Origin of the sequence: Pseudomonas azerbaijanoccidentalis, assembly GCF_019145495.1 — a bacterium.
Classification (GTDB): Bacteria; Pseudomonadota; Gammaproteobacteria; order Pseudomonadales; family Pseudomonadaceae; genus Aquipseudomonas; species Aquipseudomonas azerbaijanoccidentalis.
This window is the reverse complement of the sequence record NZ_JAHSTU010000001.1, coordinates 965682-984031: the sequence shown is the minus strand read 5'-3', so window position 1 is coordinate 984031 and position 18350 is coordinate 965682. Positions and strand designations below refer to the sequence as shown.

Sequence of the window (18350 nt, the reverse complement as noted above, 5' to 3'; positions counted from 1 at the left end):
GTTCGCAATGCATCTGGACCACCGAAACTGAAACATTTCTGTTCTACAAGCGTTCTGACCAAACAACGCGTTAGAAACGTCATGAGTGGAACAGAACATGGAACAGGCGTGGTTATCGAGCAGCAACACCGCACCGACCGGTGCGTCCGCACGGGGCTGTGGGACTCCATGAGCCAGGACATTTTTGTATCCGTGCTGATTCCAGCAAAAAACGAAGCGACCAACCTCAAGCCATTGCTGGAGGAAATTCGCGTGGCGCTGGCCAACGAGGCCTACGAGATCATCGTCGTCGACGATGGCAGTACCGATGCCACCCTGCACGAACTGCGGCAGATCAAGCACAACGGCTTGGACGCCTTGCGCATCCTGCACCATGAGCGTTCGCTGGGGCAGAGCACGTCGCTCTACCACGCGGCCCGCGAAGCGCGCGGTCAATGGTTGGCCACCCTCGATGGCGACGGGCAGAACGACCCGGCGGACATCCCTGGAATGCTGGCACTGGTACGCGGCTAACCGGGCAGGGTCGACGTGCAATTGGTCGCCGGGCACCGGGTCAACCGTCGCGACACCGCCAGCAAACGCTGGGCGTCGCGTTTCGCCAATGGCCTGCGCAGCCGTTTGCTCAAGGACGCCACGCCGGACACCGGTTGCGGCTTGAAACTGGTCGAGCGCGCAGCCTTTCTGCGCCTGCCGTATTTCGACCACATGCACCGCTACATTCCAGCCCTGATCCAGCGGCACAACGGACGCATGATCGTTCACCCGGTCAACCACCGTCCGCGCACTACCGGCGTTTCCAAGTACGGCAACCTTGACCGTGCCCTGGTTGGCATTCTCGATCTGGTGGGGGTGTGGTGGCTGATCCGGCGCACGCGCCTCAACACCCATGCGCAGGAGATCGAAGGATGATGCTGACCCGTGAAGCCCTGTGGCTGATGGTCGGTTTTGCCGGCCAAATTGCCTTCACCGGTCGCTTTGTCTTGCAGTGGCTGTACAGCGAATACAAAAAACGCAGCGTGATCCCGACTAGCTTCTGGTACCTGAGCATCGTCGGCAGCACGTTGTTGTTCGCGTATGCGATCTATCGCCAGGACCCGGTGTTCATCGTCGGTCAAGCGTTCGGCTCTATCGTCTACCTGCGCAATTTGCAATTGATCAAAAGAAGCAAAGACCTCAAGGAATAAGTCATGCGCAGAACGCTGCCACCCCGGGTCGAGTGCCTGGGCCTGATGCTCTTTGCCCTGTTGTTGATCGGCGCGGGTCTGGGGCTGCGTCAGGCGCAGAACGTGGATGAAGAACGTTTCCTCGGCGTGGCGCTGGAAATGTTGCACAACGGCTCGTGGCTGATCCCTCACCGGGCCGGGGAAATCTACGGTGACAAACCGCCGATCTTCATGTGGACGGTGGCGTTCTTCGTCTGGCTGACCGGCAAACCGAACATCGCGCTGTATATTCCGGGGCTGTTTTCGGCGGTAACGGTGACGGCAATGGTCTACGACCTTGGCCGTCGCTTGTGGAGCCAACGCATCGGGCGCATCGCCGCGTTGCTGTACCTGGCGACTTATCAGACCTACAGCATCCTGCGCACCGGGCAGATCGACAGCTTCCTGATTCTATTCACCACCCTCGGCCTGTACGGGTTGGCGCGGCATCTGCTGCTCGGGCCGGCCTGGCGCTGGTTCTATGTGGGATGCGCGGCGATGGGCATCGGCGTGATCACCAAAGGCGTGGGATTTCTGCCGGCGCTGATGCTGATTCCCTACGCGTATGCCGTTCGCCAAGGCTGGCCTGGCGTGGTGGCGATGCCGGGTGAGGCACGCAAATGGCTGCTTGGATGTGTGCTGATGCTGGCCGCTATTGCCATCTGGTTACTGCCTTTGGCCGTGTCCATTGTGCTCAACGGCAGCACTGAAGAAATTGCCTATGCGCGGGAAATCCTCCTGCGCCAGACCGCAGGCCGCTACGCCGCCGCGTGGCACCACCGTGAGCCATTCTGGTATTTCTTCACCAACGTCATTCCGCAATATTGGCTGCCGCTGGTGTTGGTGCTGCCATGGCTGGTGCCCGCGTGGCGTCGTCAGTTGCAAAAGCGCGACGGTCGGGTGCTGGTGTTGCTGGGTTGGGTGACATTGGTCGTGCTGTTTTTCTGTATCAGCAGCGGCAAACGCAAACTGTACATTTACCCGGCGCTGCCCGCGCTGGTGTTGGTGGCCGCGCCGTTGGTACCGTGGCTGCTGCAACGCTGGTTCCGCCAGCGTCCGCGTTTTCGAAAAGTGTTCCCGGCGCTGGTTGCGACCTGGTTTGTGCTGTGGTTCGCCCGGGGCTTTGTCGAACCGATCAGGGACGGTACCAACCCCAATGAGACGATCATGGCGCAGGCCAACACCCTGACCCATGGCGCCGACCTGGTACTGGTCAACTGGAGCGAGGGGCACTGGCTGTTTGCCCGCCAGCCGATCGTGCATTTCGGCATGCTCGATTCGACGGTGGAGCGAGCGGCGCAATGGCTGCGAGAGCATCCCAAGGATTACGCATTGGTGCCGGATGAGGTGCTGAGTCGCTGCTTCAAGCCTGAGGCTGCGCGGGAACTGGGGGAGAACTCCAGAGCCTTGTGGTCGATTGTCGGAGTGGAGGCGGATAACGGGCAGTGTCATCCGGGGCCGGCGTCCACGGTCTATCGATTCAACGGGGCGTCCTTTGCTGTGCATTAATCAGGGCTTCAAGGTTCCATTCTGGTGCCTTGCGTATATCGGCAGGAATGCTTCCGATTCCGCAAACTGCGCATATACCTATTCAGAATCAACGAGATAAACGCAAAGCCTGCGTGCCACAACTGACGTGGCACGCACATTGCTCAGTCCCTCCCGCACCTTTTCGGGTGCGATAGATCCGGGACGACCCGGAGGCCTCACGGCTTTGTGGGATCTGGACGACCAGGTGACATTTTGACTAATCATCAGGAGGTTACTAATGGTGCCCATGCCTCGAATCACCCCGCATTCAGCCTTCAAGACGCTGCCCCTCGTGGACATTCGCGGGCTGTTTTCGACGACCCCGGCTGATCGGGCCGAAGCTGCTGCCGCCCTGGGAGATGCCGCCTCGCAAGCGGGCTTTCTTTACGTGACCGGGCACGGCATCGATCCGCAGGTTATCAATGGTCTCAAGCAGCGAGCGGCGGAGTACTTTGCGCAGCCGCTCGAACAGAAAATGCAGGACTACATCGGGCATTCGAGCAATCACAGCGGTTACGTGCCCGAGGGCGAGGAGCAGTTCGTCGAGGGCAGCATCGACCACAAAGAAGCGTTCGATGTCGGTTTCGATTACCCGTCGTCCCAGGGACGTCGGCCGATGCTGGGCGCCAATCGCTGGCCGGCGTTGCCGGGGTTCAAACAGGACGTCAAGGCTTACTACGACGCGGTGTTCAACCTCAGCCTCACGCTTTTTCGCGGTTTCGCATTGGCATTGGGGTTGCCGGAAAATGCCATCAGCCAATACGTCAAACAGCCACCGAGCCAGCTGCGGTTGATTCACTATCCCTTCTCGCCGCAGGCACCGACAGATCGTCCCGGCATTGGTGCGCACACGGATTATGAGTGCTTCACGATTCTGTTGCCGACGGCTCCGGGCCTGGAAGTCCTCAACGGGGCAGGGCAGTGGATCGACGTGCCGTTGGTGGACGGAGCATTTGTCATCAACATTGGCGACATGCTGGAAGTACTGAGTAATGGCCGGTACGTAGCGACTTCCCACCGGGTTCGTAAAGTCGCCGAGGAGCGTTTTTCGTTCCCGATGTTCTGTGCCTGTGATTACGACACGATCATTGAACCTATCGCTCAGCTGGTCGACGCGGCAACGCCTGGCCGTTATGGTCCGCTCGTTTGTGGCGACCATCTCTACGCGCAAACCTTGCAGACATTCCGCTACCTCAAGCAGCGGCTGGCCAGTGGTGAACTGAGCTTGCCGGACGGCGCCAAGGGCCTGTCTTCTTTCGGTCGCGCCGCCCACGCGATGGAGGTTTGACATGCACCTCTCAGAACTTGTCGCCCGCTTCGCGCAACAGCCTGCCCACGGCGTTCCAGACTGGATGCTGGGTTTCTACAAGCGCCAGGCGATCAGCTTCGCCGACGGTCTGACCGATACCCAGACCCACGTCTGCTGGTTCCAAAGCCGCAACTTCACCCTCGATTTGCGTCTGCCGCTCGAACAACATCAAGTGCCGGCCAAGCCGCTGGCTGCCTGTAGTGTTGAAGAGTTGCAGCAACTGGCCAATTACGAAGGTTGGGAAGCCTTGTGTGCCTGGGAAGGCAACACCCTCAGTTGGCATACCGATACATCCTTTCAGGTGCATAACCGTTGGCCCGAGCCCGGTGTGTTGAAGCGCATCGGCAACTGCATGATCGAGTTCGCGCCCAGTGGTGCATACGTCGAAGACTGGCGGCTGCAGTCGTCTGCGCCGGGTGCATTGATCGGTTTGCGTCTGCTGGAGGACCGGGAGTTGGAGAGCGGCATCGTGCGCCACCGCGGTGGTGGCCTGATTGTCTGCGGTGATTATGCCGCGATGGTGCTTGGGCGGGCGCAGCCGCTGCAGAGTGAGCCGAAGGGCGCGATGCTGCGGGATATGATCGCGCGCCTGGGGGATGATCCGCAATGGCTGAACCGCGCATTCAACTTTGAAACCTCGGTCGCCCGGGGCTCTTTGGCCGATGGCTACCCGGTAACCCTTTCGACCTGCGCTGCACGCGTCAGCCAGCCGCTGCTGCCACTGGATGGTTTCGATCGTCTGGAAGATGGCGTCCACGTCAGCCAACGGCTGCGGATCGATGGCATTGACCGCGAGCGGATATTCGCCATCGATACGTTGGAACCCCTTGTCCATTTTGCGCAAGCCACCGGGTTCAACGGTGATGCTGCGCAATGGTATGAGCGCGAAGCCCCGACATTGAGCCGTTACACCCGGCCAGTCGTTTGAACCCAACGCGTCACCCCATTCATAACCCGTGAGGTTTCCATGAAGGCATTCTCGTGCGTTTTTTACCGTTTCACTGCTGTGTTGCTGGCATTGGCCTGTCTGGCTTTCGGCGCGTCGGCCGCTGAGAAAAAGCAGGAGTTCAAGGTTGCCTGGTCGATCTATTCCGGCTGGATGCCGTGGGGCTATGCCAGCGAACACGGGATCATCGACAAGTGGGCAAAAAAGTACGGGATCAAAATCGAACTGGTTCAGCTCAATGACTACATCGAGTCGATCAACCAGTACGCCGCGGGCGCATTCGATGCCTGCGGTATGACCAACATGGATGCGTTGACCATTCCGAGCGCGAACGGCGTGGATACCACCGGCTTGATCCTTGGGGATTACTCCAACGGCAACGATGCCATCATCCTCAAGCACGGCAAGACCTTCGCCGATATAAAAGGGCAGCAAGTCAATCTGGTGGAGCTGTCGGTGTCCGACTACCTGATGTCCAGGGCTCTGGATATTCATGGTCTAAGCCAGCGCGACATCAAGATCATGAACACCTCCGACGCTGATGCGGTGGCTTCTTTCTCCACCACTGGCGTTACCGCAGCCGCGCTGTGGAACCCACAGTTGAGCATGGTGATGAAGCAGTCACCCACGGCGACTCAAGTCTTCACGTCCAAAGAGATTCCGGGGGAAATCATCGACATGATGGCGGTCAACACCGAGACGCTGGCGGCCAATCCTGAGTTGGGCAAGGCGCTGGTGGGCGCATGGTTCGAGACCTTGCAATTGATGTCCGGCGACAACGAAAAGGCGCTCGCCGCGCGCACTTCAATGGCCGAGCGCTCGGGTACTGACCTGAAGGGTTACGAAGATCAACTCACGCAGACCATGCTCTTCTACACGCCCGCCACAGCCTTTGAGTTTGCCAATTCCGACGCTATTCGCCAGACCATGGACAAGGTTCGCACGTTCTCTTTCGCCAAGGGCTTGCTCGGTCAGGCAGCTACCAGTGCTGACGCAGTGGGCATGCAGTTCGCCGATGGTTCGACCCTGGGTGACACGAACAACATCAAGCTGCGATTCGATACGCGATTTGTGAACATGGCGGTGGCCGGACAGCTCTGACTGGGCATCGGCCAAGAAGGTAAAAAAAGGGGACTTCATGCAAGTCCCCTTTTGTCGATCAGGTGATTCTTAACTGTGGCTACGACGCCAGAAGAACCGCGCCAACAACGTATCAAGGCTGAACTTGCCAGGCCCCGTGAACACCAGTGGAACCAGCGCGGCAAGATAAATCAGCGGCAGTTTGAAGTTACCGTAGCCTTTGTTGGTGATCGAGTAACCCTGGGCCAGTTCGCTCAAGCTCGACCAGTCGGCCGGCCAGTGCACGGCGGCGGTCGCGACAATGGTGACCACGATCAGGCTGATGGCCGAAAATCGTGTGGCCAAACCGACCAGCAAGGCGAGGGCGCAGATCAATTCAGCCCACATCGACAGCTCCCAATTCAGCGTGGCCGGCAGGTGGTTGAACGGGAAAAGGAAGCGGTCCTGAATGTCGGCAAACCAGTTTTCGCCGTTGAATTTCTCCAGGCCTGACTCGAAAAACTCCCAGGCCAGGAACACCCGCAGCGTCAGAGGCGCGAGCCAGTTGCCGGCGCGGTCAAGGTTCAGGTGCAGGCCTTTGACGGCCGATGAAATCGAAGTGCTCATGGACTGTGGTCTCCTTCAAGTCAGGGGTATCGGGCGACGGTGTGCCCGTTTAGCGACCAGTGAATTTCATCAGGCGGGTGTATCTGCGATGTGTCTCGTGCGCCCGGAATTGAAGGCCGGTTGTGTCAGGGGCGGGGCTGTACACACTGTGATACGTAGCAATCTGAAGACGCGGCATAACCCTGTGGGAGCGAGCCTGCTCGCGATTGCGATCTGACAGCCAATATTGATTTGACTGATCTGGCCTCATCGCGAGCGGGCTCACTCCTACAGGGGGCGGGGGAGTGGCGGATGACGCTCGGGGACTTTTGCTATACATTTTCTGCCCGCCCATTGCATGGTGTAACTGCTTCATGTCTCTTGCGCTCGAACGTCTAGTCGCTGGCACGCCGATCCCTTTTGCCGGTAACCGTGTCACTGTGGTCAGCCCCGAACTGGCGGCACGCTTTCAACCCGGAGACCACCTGCTGGTGGAGCAGGTCAGCGGTGAACTGCTGCTGATCCCGGTGGCTGACCAGCAAGCGGCCGCCGTGGCCATCGAGCGTGCAGAAGCAGCGTTTGGCGCGATGTCGGCGGTGTCGGATCAGGCGATCAGCCACTTCTTCGATCTGTTCGCCCAACGCCTGGAAACTGCGGATTGCTGGGCCTTGATCGAAGCGGCCAACCAGGCCGATATCGAGCGGGCCAAGGCCCGTGGTCGTTCGACCACGCGTTTGCTGGCCGATGAACGCATGCGCCGCGACATGATTGCCGGCCTGCGCGCCTGGCGCGATGCCTCGGCTACGCGTGGCAAAGTGATCAGCTGCGTCGAGCACGACGGCTGGAAGGTCGAGCAAGTGGTGTCGCCGCTGGGCATCGTTGCGTTTGTGTTCGAAGGCCGGCCGAATGTTTTCGCGGATGCCGCGGGTGTGTTGCGCACCGGTAATACGGCGGTACTGCGTATTGGCAGCGATGCGTTGGGCACTGCCCAGGCCATTGTTACCCATGCGCTGAATCCGGCGCTCGCCGATGCCGGGTTGCCGAGTGGCGCTGTGTCGCTGGTGGAAAGCGTCAACCATGCCGCCGGTTGGGCGATGTTCGCCGACCGGCGCCTATCGCTGGCCGTGGCCCGTGGTTCGGGTCGCGCCGTCAGCCAGCTGGGCAGCATCGCGCAACAGGCCGGCACCGCCGTCAGCCTGCACGGCACCGGTGGCGCCTGGCTGATCGCGGATACCGACGCCGATGCCACCCGTTTCGCCCGCGTGGTGCGCAATTCCCTCGACCGCAAAGTCTGTAACACCCTGAATGTCTGCCTGATCCAACGTGACCGTGCCGGCGAACTGGTGCCGCTGTTTCTCGATGCCTTGCAACAGGCTGGCAAGGCACGTGGTCAGGGCTGCAAATTGCACATCGTCGAAGGCAGCGAGTCGTTCCTGCCTGCCGATTGGCAGAACGCGACCGTCGAAGTCTACCGCGCCGAAGGCTACCAGACCGAAGCACTGGCCGAACCGCTGCCCGAGGATCAACTGGGTCGCGAGTGGGAGTGGGAAGAAACCCCGGAAGTCAGCCTGAAAATTGTCGACGACCTGGACAGCGCGATTGCCTTGTTCAATCGCTACAGCCCGCAGTTCACTGTGTCGCTGATCAGCGACGATGCCGCGACGCAAGAGCGCTTCTACAACGCCGTCAACGCGCCTTTTGTTGGCAACGGCATCACCCGTTGGGTCGATGGCCAGTACGCACTCAACAAGCCGGAACTGGGTTTGTCGAACTGGGAGAGCGGGCGCCTGTTTGCGCGCAGTGCGATTCTCTCGGGCGACGGCGTGTTCACCATTCGCAGCCGCATGACCCAGATTGATCTGGGCGTCAAACGCTAAGACCTTCTTTGCGCGGCCGCCCATGACGGGTGGTCGCCGAACTGTTTCAGGAAAAGAAACAGTCGATTGCGTTTTCTGAGCCTTCTTTTGCCCGCCAACAAAGCCCAGCATGCGTTGCACTGTATCAATCATGCTTGCGATGGAGGATGTGCCCAATGAAACGTGTCCTGATGTTGTTGGCCAACGGCGTTGAACCGTTGGAAATGGCGGCTTTTACCGACGTACTCGGTTGGGCCAACCTGATCGGTGACCAGCCTGTGGAGTTGATTCATGCGGGTCTTCGGCCAACGATCACTACGACCTTCGGCCTGTCGCTCAATCCTGCGCATCTGCTGGAGGAACTCGATCTGGACAGCTTCGATGCACTGGCGATTCCCGGCGGTTTTGAGCCGTCAGGGTTTTACGAAGAAGCCTTGAGTGAACCGTTCCTGGCGGCCATCCGTCACTTTGCCGAGGCCGATAAACCGCTGGCCAGTGTCTGCGTGTCTTCGATTTGCCTGGGTGTGGCCGGTGTCCTGCAAGGCAAGCGCGCGACGACGTACCATCAGGAAGGCGGCAAACGCAAAACCCAGTTGCTGGAAACCGGTGCTTTTTTTGTCGATCGCCCCGTGGTGGTCGACGGTCGCCTGATTACGTCCAGCGGACCCGGCACCGCGACCGAAGTCGCGTTTGTGTTGCTGGAGCAATTGACCGGCATCCGCAACGCTGCACAGGTCCGTCAGAAAATGCGCTTCCCGACCCCGTCCCGCGAATGGTTCGAGACGCCTCAGGTGCCTTGATCCGCCGCTCCAGCCTTCTTTACGCGGCATCGACCGCTTGGCCAAACACGGCGCAAGTGGTCGGGTGCTCGACCAGTGATACGAAATTGCGGCTGCTGCCATCCAGTGCATCGATCGAACCGGTTTCGATGTCGTACACCCAGCCGTGCAAATTCAACAGGCCTTTTTCCTGAGCCAGCCGCACGCTCGGGTGAGTCTGAATATTCGCCAGCTGCGCGATCACATTCTCACGCACCATTGAGCTGACTTTCGCTGCTTCGTTGGCGTGGTGTCGTGATTCGTTGATGACCTTCGCCGACTCGGCGTGTTGCAACCAGCCGCTGACGGCGGGCAGGTGATCCATGCACGTGCACTTGGCGACAGCGGTCATGGCGCCGCAATCCGAATGGCCGCAGATTACGATATCGGTGACGCCGAGCACGGCAACGGCGTACTCGACGGTGGCCGACACACCACCCGGATGGGGGCTGTAGGAAGGGACGATGTTGCCGGCGTTGCGGATCACGAACAGTTCGCCGGGTTCTTGTTGCGTCAGTAGTTCGGGCACTACACGGCTGTCGGAGCAGGTGATGAACAAGGTGCCCGGGTGCTGCGTGGTGGCCAGGTGTTTGAACAGGTCGGTGCGTTGCGGAAAGGCTTCTTTCTGGAACTTCAAAAAACCTTCGATGAGCGATTTCATGGAGACTTCCTCATAGTTGAGTCTGTAGCAGCTGCCGAGCCCGCGAGGCTGCGTCCGGCTGCGAAGCAGTCGCAAGGATTGGCGAGGACTGCGTCCTCGAACGTAGCCTCGCGGGCTCGGCAGCTGCTACCCGTAGCGTCGAATTAGAACGGGCGCAGGGGCAGGAACTTGCCGTCGAGGGTGATCACGGCGCGCGAGCCGCCTTCCGGGTCTTCGACTTTCTTCATGTCGAGTTTGAAGTTGATCGCGCTGATGATGCCGTCGCCGAACTGCTCATGAACCAGGGCTTTCAAGGTGGTGCCGTAGATCTGAATCATCTCGTAGAAGCGGTAGATGGTTGGGTCCGTCGGGATACCCGAAAGGCTGCCACGCAGCGGGATGATTTGCAGGCGAGCGACAGCGTCGGCGTTCAGATCGAGTTTTTCACCGATCACTTCGGCTGCATTTTGCGGCAGCGGGTGTTGGCCGAGCAGGGCGGCGGTGACGTAGGCAAGGCCCAGGCCGGTGCCGTCAGTCAGGTCTTGCCAAGACAGGTTTTTGCGCGCCTTGGCGTCAAGAATTTCGGTGGTCAGGGCCAGGCTTGGATCGTTGTAGGCGTGGGACTGTTGCATGGTGGTTCTCCTGTCACAGGGATGATTGCTTGGGTGTGAAGCCATCTTCTGTTGATCCATCCATAGCGTCCAAGACCGATATACAATGCTTCGCATAAGCTCAGCCTATAGAAGGTGTTTTCCATGCTGCTGCGCCATTTGCGTTATTTGCTGGCCGTCGCCGATCACGGCGGTTTCACCCGGGCGGCCGAAGCCTTGCACGTGTCCCAGCCGACGCTTTCGCAACAAATCCGGCAACTGGAAGAGACCCTTGGGGTCAGCCTGTTCGATCGCACGTCGCGCACGGTCAAGCCGACCGACGCGGGCCAGGCCTACATCGAATGCGCTCGGCGGGTGCTGGTGGAGCTGGAGGCGGGCAAGCGGGCGCTGCATGACGTGAAGGATTTGTCCCGGGGCACTTTGCGCCTGGCCATGACCCCGACGTTCATGGCGTATCTGGTGGGGCCGTTGGTGCGCGATTACGTGGCGCGGTATCCGAACATCCACCTGGAGGTATTCGAGCTGTCGATGGACGACATCGAAACCGGGTTGATGGATGATTCGCTGGACATCGCGATCGCGTTCGATCAGGTGAGAAACGCCGACATCGAATCGGTTCAGGCGTTTTCAGAGTCCTTGGGGTTGATGGTTGGCCGCGCCCATCCGTTGTACGAAAGCCAGGACACATTGACCATTGAACAGGTGGCGCAACTGCAGTTTGCTCTCTTGACCCCGGAGTTCTTCACCCGCACCTGTATTGACGCGTATTTCACTCAGGTGCAGATCACGCCGAAGGTGGCCATCGAGGTGAACTCGGTCAATACGTTGCTGGAGGTCATCCGCCACACCGCCGTAGCGACGATCCTCCCGGAGCCGATCGCCAGCGGTGACCGTGCATTGCGTAAAGTCCTGTGGGCGGGGCAGGTGCCGCAACGCGCAGCCGCGCTGCTTCGGCGCAAGAACAACTACCACAGTGCGGCGTCGTTGGCGTTTATGGATCTGGTGTTAGGGACCGGTCTTTCATAAGCACCACAAACCCACTCACCCCTGCAGTGGTTATCTAACTGACATAAAAAAGGGCCTGCTCTTATTGGGAGCAGGCCCTTTTTATTTGTAAGCCGTTGGTGGCTTATTTGAATTAGTAGAACCGATCAATCACCCGAACTTCGTTCTTGTTCTGCATCGAGTCCCAAGCCTGTTTTAGCGTTTGCAGAACATTGCCGATGAAGTCCTTGTCGGCCGCGGCTTTCTTGCCGACATAGCCGTGGCCGCGACGGTACATCTTCAATCGGGCCAGCAGGTTCTGGTTGTTCTGATCGAACTCCGCTTCATGGGCATGTGGCGACAGGCAGTCGATGTGCACCTGACCCGACTTGCTGATCCACAGGATATGGCTGTCGTGGCTGTCTTTTTGCGCCGCGAACATACGAGCCAGTTCTTCGATAGTAGGTTGATTGTTCAGATTCATGATAAAGCCCCCTTGACCATTTGGTGATCTTTCAAAGTTGATTCGCTAATACAAGTAGCCCATCGGTTAGTTGATCCCTGGCACCGAAACCAGGACGTCAGCAGTCATCCGTCGAAAGTGACGGGGGTCCTGCGTCTGTTGCATGTAGTCGTGTTGAATAACTGCTACGCAATAGCGTCACAACGAAGAGAAGCGGCGATAACCTTTGGCCCCTGCCGACGTTTTGAGGGTCGGCCACAAGCATCATGAGGATGGATCGCCAGCGCTTCTCGTCCTTGTACTGGACGTTCAGGCCAGGTCAGCTTCTTCAATCTGCCTTGTGGGCAGCGTGTATCCGGTAAAAACAGCTCGGCGGTCAGACGAGCTTGCTCAAGCGTGTTGCGTGTACTCCCGATCGGGGAGACGTCTGCATCATGCAAGGCCAAATCGTGCTCGTCAACGGTTTTGTAGTGATTATTTTCAAGCACTACATATTGTCGGACAAAGCCGCGGGGAATTAAAAAAAGCAGGACCAAGGTGCCAGTCAAGAGAGCGGCGGGGGCGTCTCGAAGCGGTAAAAGGTGCAGGGATAACCTTCTATCATCAGGGAATGCCGAGTGAATCGGCCTGTGCTGAGCTCAGGCATCACCGCGTGCCAGAACAACCGCGCGGGCGGGTTGGCCTCGATGTGGAAAATCTGCCATTGACCGGGAAACCGGCTCAAGAGGGTGGACACGACAAACTTCGCGACACCCTGGCCACGGAAGCGCCGACTGACGAACAAATAGCCGAGGTTGTAGTGGGCGCCAGGCAGATGGACGTCGTCATCCACGCTCACGAAACCGGCCAGTTCGCCGTCAACCCGGATCAAAAAAGGCCGCGTCGCAGGTTTTCGCCAATAGTTCGGAAGGGGCCGCAGGTGGAATAAACCGTACTCGCCCAGAGTCAGTGGCAACCATTCGCTGAAATCGTAGGTGTAGAACTGCATCAGGTTTTCAATGGTTGCCTGATCGTCACGATGGGCGGCGTGCAGTTCTATCGAGGTCATGGCCGCGGGCTCCTGATGTCCGTCAATCAAGGATAGTCCCGCGTGCGCACAATCCCCGTAGGAGCTGCCGCAGGCTGCGATCTTTTGGTTTTCAAAGCAAGATCAAAAGATCGCAGCCTGCGGCAGCTCCTACAGGTTTTGCGTTGTTGGCGGATTAAGCCTTGCTCGCTGGTTTCGCCGGGCGTTTGCTGGCAGTTGCCGCTTTGCGCTTGGTGGGCTTGCGCTTGTTTTTCCAGGGCGTGGCACCGCGCCCGGCAGGACTTGCCGGGCCACTGATGGTGAGGTTCAGGCCGGAGCATCGGCTGACCTGCTTGCTCATCCAGGCGGCCTGTTTGGTGACGAACTCTTCGAGGCTCATTTCCCCGCTCTGCACCATGTCCAGCGCTTGTTCCCAAATGGCCGTGGTGCCCGGGTCGGCAATGGCGCGCGGGACGGCATCGATCAGACTGAAAGCGGCCGGAGTAGCGGAAAGTGCCTTGCCGTTCTTCACTAAATAACCACGGTCAAGCAAACCCTGGATGATCGACGCGCGGGTCGCTTCGGTGCCGATGCCGGTGGTGTCTTTGAGCTTCTGCTTGAGCAGTGGGTCTTCCACCAGTTTTGCGACGTTTTTCATCGCCTTGATCAAGTCGCCTTCAGTGAACGGTTTGGGTGGTTGTGTCCAGAGATCCTTGAGCTGCACTTTGGCCACTGCGCAATCAATGCCTTCGCGCAGGTTGGGCAAGGTTTGCGGTGCCGGCGCTTCTCGACCCTTGGCCGGGGCAAGGGCCTCGGGCAGGGCGCGTTTCCAGCCGGGTTCGACAATCTGTTTGCCCACCGCGCGCAGGGCTTCACCGGCGCAGTCGAAGTCGGCCTGGGTTCGGTCGTATTCGTGGTTGGGCAGAAATTGCGCGAGATACCGTGCCCGGATCAGCGTATAGACCGCACGGTGCTTGCCGGTCAGGCGTTCGAGGTTTTTTGCCGCAGCGGTGGGGATGATGCCGTGGTGCGCACTGACCTTGGCATCGTTCCAGGCCCGTGAACGCCGATGGGGCTCCAGGTGATCGCGCAAGGCTTCCAGCGCCGGATCGGCTTGCCTCAGCGCAGCGAGAATGGCGGGCGCTTCGCTGTGTTGGCTGACGGGCAAATAGCCGCAGTCGCTGCGCGGGTAGGTGATGACTTTGTGGGTTTCGTAAAGCGCCTGGGCAATATCGAGGGTTTCCTGGGCACCGAGCCCGAGCTTCTTCGAGCAGACTTCCTGCAAGGTGCCCAAATCGAAAGGCAGAGGTGCTACTTCGCGCATGCGCTCGGTGCGTAGCTTGATCACCCTGGCGCTTGCTGCGCCCATCATGGCTGTGGCGGCCTGCTGGGCCAGCGCCTGATTCAGGCAGCGATCCTGATCGTCGCACACCTCGGACGCCGCTCGCCATTGCGCGGTGAACGGGGTGCCGTCGTGCAACAACTGCACGTCGATGGCCCAATAGGCGACCGGTACGAAGTCGGCAATGCTGCGGTCGCGATCCACTACCAGGCGCAGGGTCGGGGTTTGCACCCGGCCGACCGGTAACACGCCCTGATACCCGGACTGGCGCCCGAGCAGCGTGAACAGACGGCTCATGTTCATGCCGATCAGCCAGTCGGCCCGGCTGCGACCCAGCGCCGAGTGGTACAGGCTGAAGGTTTCCGCCCCCGGTTTGAGCGACGCGAGCGCCTTGCGGATCGAGGCGTCGTCCAGCGCCGATAGCCATAAGCGCTGGATCGGGCCGCGATACCGACAATGCTCCACCAGTTCCCGGGCGATCATTTCACCCTCACGGTCGGCGTCGGTGGCAATGACCAGCTCCGAGGCTTCGCCGAGCAGGCGTTTGACCGCTTTGTACTGACTCGCGGTACGCGGCTTGACGGTCATTTTCCATTTGTCCGGAATGATCGGCAGGTCGGCCAGTACCCAGCGCTTGTAGCGTGCGTCGTAGGCATCCGGCGGCGCGGTTTCCAGCAGGTGGCCGATGCACCAGGTCACCGTGACGTCCGTACCCAGCCAGCAGCCGTCGCCACGACGCCTGGCGCCGAGTACGGCCGCGATGTCTTTGGCCTGGGAAGGTTTTTCACAGAGGTACAGCCGCATAACCACCATCGTCGATCAGTGTCCGGGGAGGTGCACAGAATGGCCGGTGATGCGCGCCGGAGCAATCATTATCTGTATGGATGTACAGCCTTGGTGTTGCACGTGATTTCTCTGCCCGGGGAATCCGTTCGGCTGTGAGACCGTCATGGCAGCGAAACTTGCGTTATACCTGATGAATCGTGGTCTCAGATTGTAGGCTGCCGTGCAGCCCATCGCGGGCAAGCCACGGTCCTGCAATTGCTCTGTGGCACCCTTGTCCTTGCAGATTCATCACCGTCATGAGGAACGTATTCCATGAAAAGCTCAGGTCCCAGCCCTGTCATCACCATCGCCGAGCAGCCCGGTTGCCTGTTGGTGAAATTTCACGGGATCCAGGTCGCGGCATCCTCCCGCGCGCTGGTGTTGCTTGAGGCCAATTATCCGCCGGTGTACTACGTGCCCCGCGAAGACATCGACGAGAAATACTACGCCCGCACCGATCACACCAGTTATTGCCCGTACAAAGGCGATGCCAGTTACTTCAGCCTGCAAGTGCCGGGGCATGAAGGTGCGAACGCGGTGTGGAGTTACGAGGACCCCAAGGTGTCGGTGGACCAGATTCGCGGATATCTCGCGTTTTATCCGGATCAGGTGAAGTTCGAGGTCGTAGAACTCGATGAGTGATTGACGTTTTACAAACAATGAAGAACCCACGATTCAGCAGTTTATCCCGTTGTGGGCAAAATCCAGAATGTACGTCAACTTAATAGGAGACTCTGGATTTGCTCATGACGGCTCCCTCACGCCACGGCGCTTGCCACGCATGCGCGCAACCTAAAACCCGCAGGAGATCGGACCTGACAGGTGGGCAAGTTGATTTTTACTGCCACGTTGGCGCTGTTCACCTTTTGCGTGATCCAGGCGCCGGAAAACGATTAGAACAGTCCGTAGGCGCTCGTGTTGCTGGTGCGCTCGGCGTTGTCACCGTGGGGTTTGATGGACGCCTTTCGATAAGCGTCATGCCGAAGGAACGCGACTAGGTTCGACAGATCATGCTTCACTCTAAGTGGAAGTACTCTTCGAAAGCCATTTATCTTGGCGCCAACTATCAAGGCATTGTGTTGCCATTATTTTTGTGAGCGCTGGACGTACCTTTGAGGGTGCTTTTTCAGATAAGTGTATGAAATGAGCCTTTTTTGAAATTTATTATTTTGATTGAAGGTGTAGGGTGTGGCTGATTTTAACGTTTATAAAATTGAGGTTAAGTGAGATCAATGCAAGTTGCACAGTCAATCACGGTTCAAGTGGTAGGCCCAAGTTTAGAGGGCTGTCGTGGAGAAAATGCACCTTTAGGTCTAATCGATTTAATTGGACTTTCCAATGCTGCTGGAAGTATGACGGTGCTCGTAGCCACTGAGAGTACAATAACGCGCGCTGTTGAATTGGGTTTTAAGGATCGTGTGCTTGTTTGTGAGAACGAGAAGAATAGAGCAAAGCAGTGTGTTGTAAATGCTTTGCAGCACACGCTCGATCATTCAAGGCAGTTTTTGGATGCTTTCGTACAAGGTAAAGCGGTTGCTGTTCTGGAACAGGTCAAAGGAGGTTCTCTTCGAGAAGATGGTGAAGATATTTCTCCGCAAGTGTTGAGTAAGGTTCTTGCAGAAGTTGGTGCAAGTATTGTCCTTCCAGCTAATAAGATGCTAGGAGCATCAATGGCTGCTCGTGAAGCGCCGCGAACACAGACGGAATGTTTAATAGATTGGATATCTCTTTTACGAAGTGAGGGCGAGAAAGGTGGAGGTGTGGTTTTTGGCGAGCTATTAAAAAAAGCGCAAGATTTATGGATGAGCGGAGATGTGAGTATTCAGTCTGTCAGTTTTCTTTTGCAAAACGCAATTGAGTTTGCGGAGCAAGCATCATTGGAGAGTCTTTACGTAAAGGCTGTTGCTCTTGAAGGTCAAGTCGCAAAAGCTGCGGAACTTTGGGCGATAATACCGAAAGCCTCTGGCGAACTGCTCGATGGAGGGCATCCATATGCTCGCTTCCACGACAACCCTTACGGTCGGATTTTTGATTCTACAATGGTCGAATGCTTCATAAGTAATCCGCCCGTTGAAGTAAAATCAACAACGCATGCTCTTGGACTGGAACTGGCCAGGCACCTCATGGCTTTTGAAGAGGGGGACATATTGCTCGTTGCAAAGGAGCTTCAAACTCGCGCTAGGGATGATCAAAGATTCTGGGGCGAACTAAAGCCAGCGTTAGGTGGGTTTTTGAAAGCTGAAGATCAAAGTGACTTGTTTGCATCATTAAATGCATTGTTGGAGTCTCCACCTGTGGATGGTGTTGATGTCATTTTGATTCAGTATCTTTTAGTGAAAGTTGGTAATTCCATGCAGGTTCGAGATGAAAATTTGAACACACCTTCTGACCTAATGGCTCCTTGGATGGTTACGGCGTCAAGTAACTACAAAAAAATAATCGTGCCAGCGGTCAATCGGTTAAAAAATTCAGGGCCTACCCTTGCTTATACCATTCCCACAGCTGGGACTACTCAGGCTCATCAACCACCAGCTTTAGCCAACGATTGGATGGTTCCATCCAGCCGCCCTGCGATGAGTTATCGACCTGATTTTACTAACATAAGTCCGGAAACATTAACCGCTCTTGAATCTGGTTTGCCTTATGTTGGAGGCGTGTCGGGCTCGGCGGGCGTTATTTTGCATTGGGCGTCCTATGTGAATGACAAGCAAAGCCTGGGTTTGGATATGCGCCATGTCTTGATGGGGGCGTTGATGTTCTTAAATTATGATGGGGGTCATGGGGTTCATGAGGTGCTATGGACGGCTAATCAATTGGATGCGTCGCTTAAATTGAAGTTTGATTTGCAGTCGCAGGGAGAAGTTGAAAATTTCAAAGGTGGCTATAACCAATTGGAAAGGTTATATGAAAATAGTTCATACTGTGCGGAGGTGCAGAAGGCGATAACTAGAGGTTGGGAGAAAACTATCAGCTATTTTCGTGATAATAGTTTCTATGCGGATATTGAGAATGCTTAATAATAATTTCGGATGCTTGAATGCTTTCATAAAGATTGGGGTTGCTGCTATGCGATGTGCTGAGTGTTGTCCGGGGTTACAAGGTGAAGTGAGGGGGAGGCAGATGTGAGTCTACCTCCAATCATGAAAGCCGACT

Annotated in this window: 16 protein-coding genes and 1 pseudogene; 11 read left to right on the top strand and 6 right to left on the bottom strand. The window is 57.6% G+C overall.

Annotation, left to right across the window (positions count from 1 at the left end; genetic code table 11):
* The first annotated feature begins 168 nt into the window (after positions 1–168).
* The 6 genes and pseudogenes from KVG88_RS04070 to KVG88_RS04045 all read left to right on the top strand — a co-directional run bounded on the left by KVG88_RS04070 (position 169) and on the right by KVG88_RS04045 (position 6088).
* Positions 169–909: pseudogene (locus KVG88_RS04070) on the top strand (glycosyltransferase family 2 protein).
* On the top strand, positions 906–1184 hold the full coding sequence (locus KVG88_RS04065; protein ID WP_217870405.1) for a lipid-A-disaccharide synthase N-terminal domain-containing protein: 279 nt from the start codon (positions 906–908) through the stop codon (positions 1182–1184). The pseudogene KVG88_RS04070 and the gene KVG88_RS04065 overlap by 4 nt, the downstream one beginning before the upstream one ends.
* A gap of 3 nt (positions 1185–1187) precedes the next feature.
* Positions 1188–2711: an ArnT family glycosyltransferase gene (locus tag KVG88_RS04060; RefSeq protein WP_150704573.1), complete on the top strand. Its 1524-nt coding sequence runs from the start codon at positions 1188–1190 to the stop codon at positions 2709–2711.
* Between the two features lie 259 nt (positions 2712–2970).
* Positions 2971–4020 (top strand): isopenicillin N synthase family dioxygenase, encoded by a 1050-nt coding sequence (locus tag KVG88_RS04055; RefSeq protein WP_437179928.1) that lies wholly within the window; start codon positions 2971–2973, stop codon positions 4018–4020.
* 1 nt (position 4021) lies between these two features.
* Complete coding sequence (locus KVG88_RS04050; protein WP_217870404.1) at positions 4022–4969, top strand: hypothetical protein; 948 nt, start codon at positions 4022–4024, stop codon at positions 4967–4969.
* A gap of 39 nt (positions 4970–5008) precedes the next feature.
* Positions 5009–6088, top strand: a complete 1080-nt coding sequence (locus tag KVG88_RS04045) for a putative urea ABC transporter substrate-binding protein (protein ID WP_217870403.1) — start codon at positions 5009–5011, stop codon at positions 6086–6088.
* A gap of 69 nt (positions 6089–6157) precedes the next feature.
* Here KVG88_RS04045 and KVG88_RS04040 read toward each other — a convergent pair whose 3' ends face one another.
* Positions 6158–6673, bottom strand: coding sequence for an HvfX family Cu-binding RiPP maturation protein (locus KVG88_RS04040; protein ID WP_217870402.1), 516 nt, complete (start codon positions 6671–6673; stop codon positions 6158–6160).
* A gap of 353 nt (positions 6674–7026) precedes the next feature.
* Between KVG88_RS04040 and KVG88_RS04035 the strand changes: the two genes are divergently transcribed.
* Both KVG88_RS04035 and KVG88_RS04030 read left to right on the top strand, forming a co-directional pair.
* A complete protein-coding gene (locus KVG88_RS04035) occupies positions 7027–8529 on the top strand; it encodes an aldehyde dehydrogenase family protein (protein ID WP_217870401.1) in 1503 nt (500 codons plus the stop codon).
* Positions 8530–8684: 155 nt separating this feature from the next.
* On the top strand, positions 8685–9308 hold the full coding sequence (locus KVG88_RS04030) for a DJ-1/PfpI family protein (protein WP_217870400.1): 624 nt from the start codon (positions 8685–8687) through the stop codon (positions 9306–9308).
* A gap of 19 nt (positions 9309–9327) precedes the next feature.
* Here KVG88_RS04030 and KVG88_RS04025 read toward each other — a convergent pair whose 3' ends face one another.
* Together KVG88_RS04025 and cynS are read right to left on the bottom strand one after the other, a co-directional pair.
* Complete coding sequence (locus tag KVG88_RS04025; protein ID WP_150704579.1) at positions 9328–9987, bottom strand: carbonic anhydrase; 660 nt, start codon at positions 9985–9987, stop codon at positions 9328–9330.
* A 143-nt stretch (positions 9988–10130) separates the two neighbouring features.
* Positions 10131–10598: a cyanase gene (gene cynS, locus KVG88_RS04020; RefSeq protein WP_150704580.1), complete on the bottom strand. Its 468-nt coding sequence runs from the start codon at positions 10596–10598 to the stop codon at positions 10131–10133.
* 123 nt (positions 10599–10721) lie between these two features.
* On the opposite strand from cynS, the gene cynR reads away from it, so the two are divergent.
* Positions 10722–11603: a transcriptional regulator CynR gene (gene cynR, locus KVG88_RS04015; RefSeq protein ID WP_217870399.1), complete on the top strand. Its 882-nt coding sequence runs from the start codon at positions 10722–10724 to the stop codon at positions 11601–11603.
* A gap of 112 nt (positions 11604–11715) precedes the next feature.
* On the opposite strand, the gene KVG88_RS04010 is transcribed toward cynR, so the two are convergent.
* The 3 genes from KVG88_RS04010 to KVG88_RS04000 form a co-directional block, all read right to left on the bottom strand.
* Entirely contained in the window at positions 11716–12045 is a 330-nt protein-coding gene (locus KVG88_RS04010) for a hypothetical protein (protein WP_150704582.1), read from the bottom strand.
* A 523-nt stretch (positions 12046–12568) separates the two neighbouring features.
* On the bottom strand, positions 12569–13072 hold the full coding sequence (locus KVG88_RS04005; protein ID WP_217870398.1) for a GNAT family N-acetyltransferase: 504 nt from the start codon (positions 13070–13072) through the stop codon (positions 12569–12571).
* Positions 13073–13226: 154 nt separating this feature from the next.
* Complete coding sequence (locus KVG88_RS04000) at positions 13227–15176, bottom strand: DNA topoisomerase III (RefSeq protein ID WP_217870397.1); 1950 nt, start codon at positions 15174–15176, stop codon at positions 13227–13229.
* A 294-nt stretch (positions 15177–15470) separates the two neighbouring features.
* Between KVG88_RS04000 and KVG88_RS03995 the strand changes: the two genes are divergently transcribed.
* Entirely contained in the window at positions 15471–15839 is a 369-nt protein-coding gene (locus KVG88_RS03995) for a DUF427 domain-containing protein (RefSeq protein ID WP_217870396.1), read from the top strand.
* Positions 15840–16429: 590 nt separating this feature from the next.
* Positions 16430–18214, top strand: a complete 1785-nt coding sequence (locus KVG88_RS03990) for a hypothetical protein (RefSeq protein ID WP_217870395.1) — start codon at positions 16430–16432, stop codon at positions 18212–18214.
* Positions 18215–18350 lie beyond the last annotated feature (136 nt).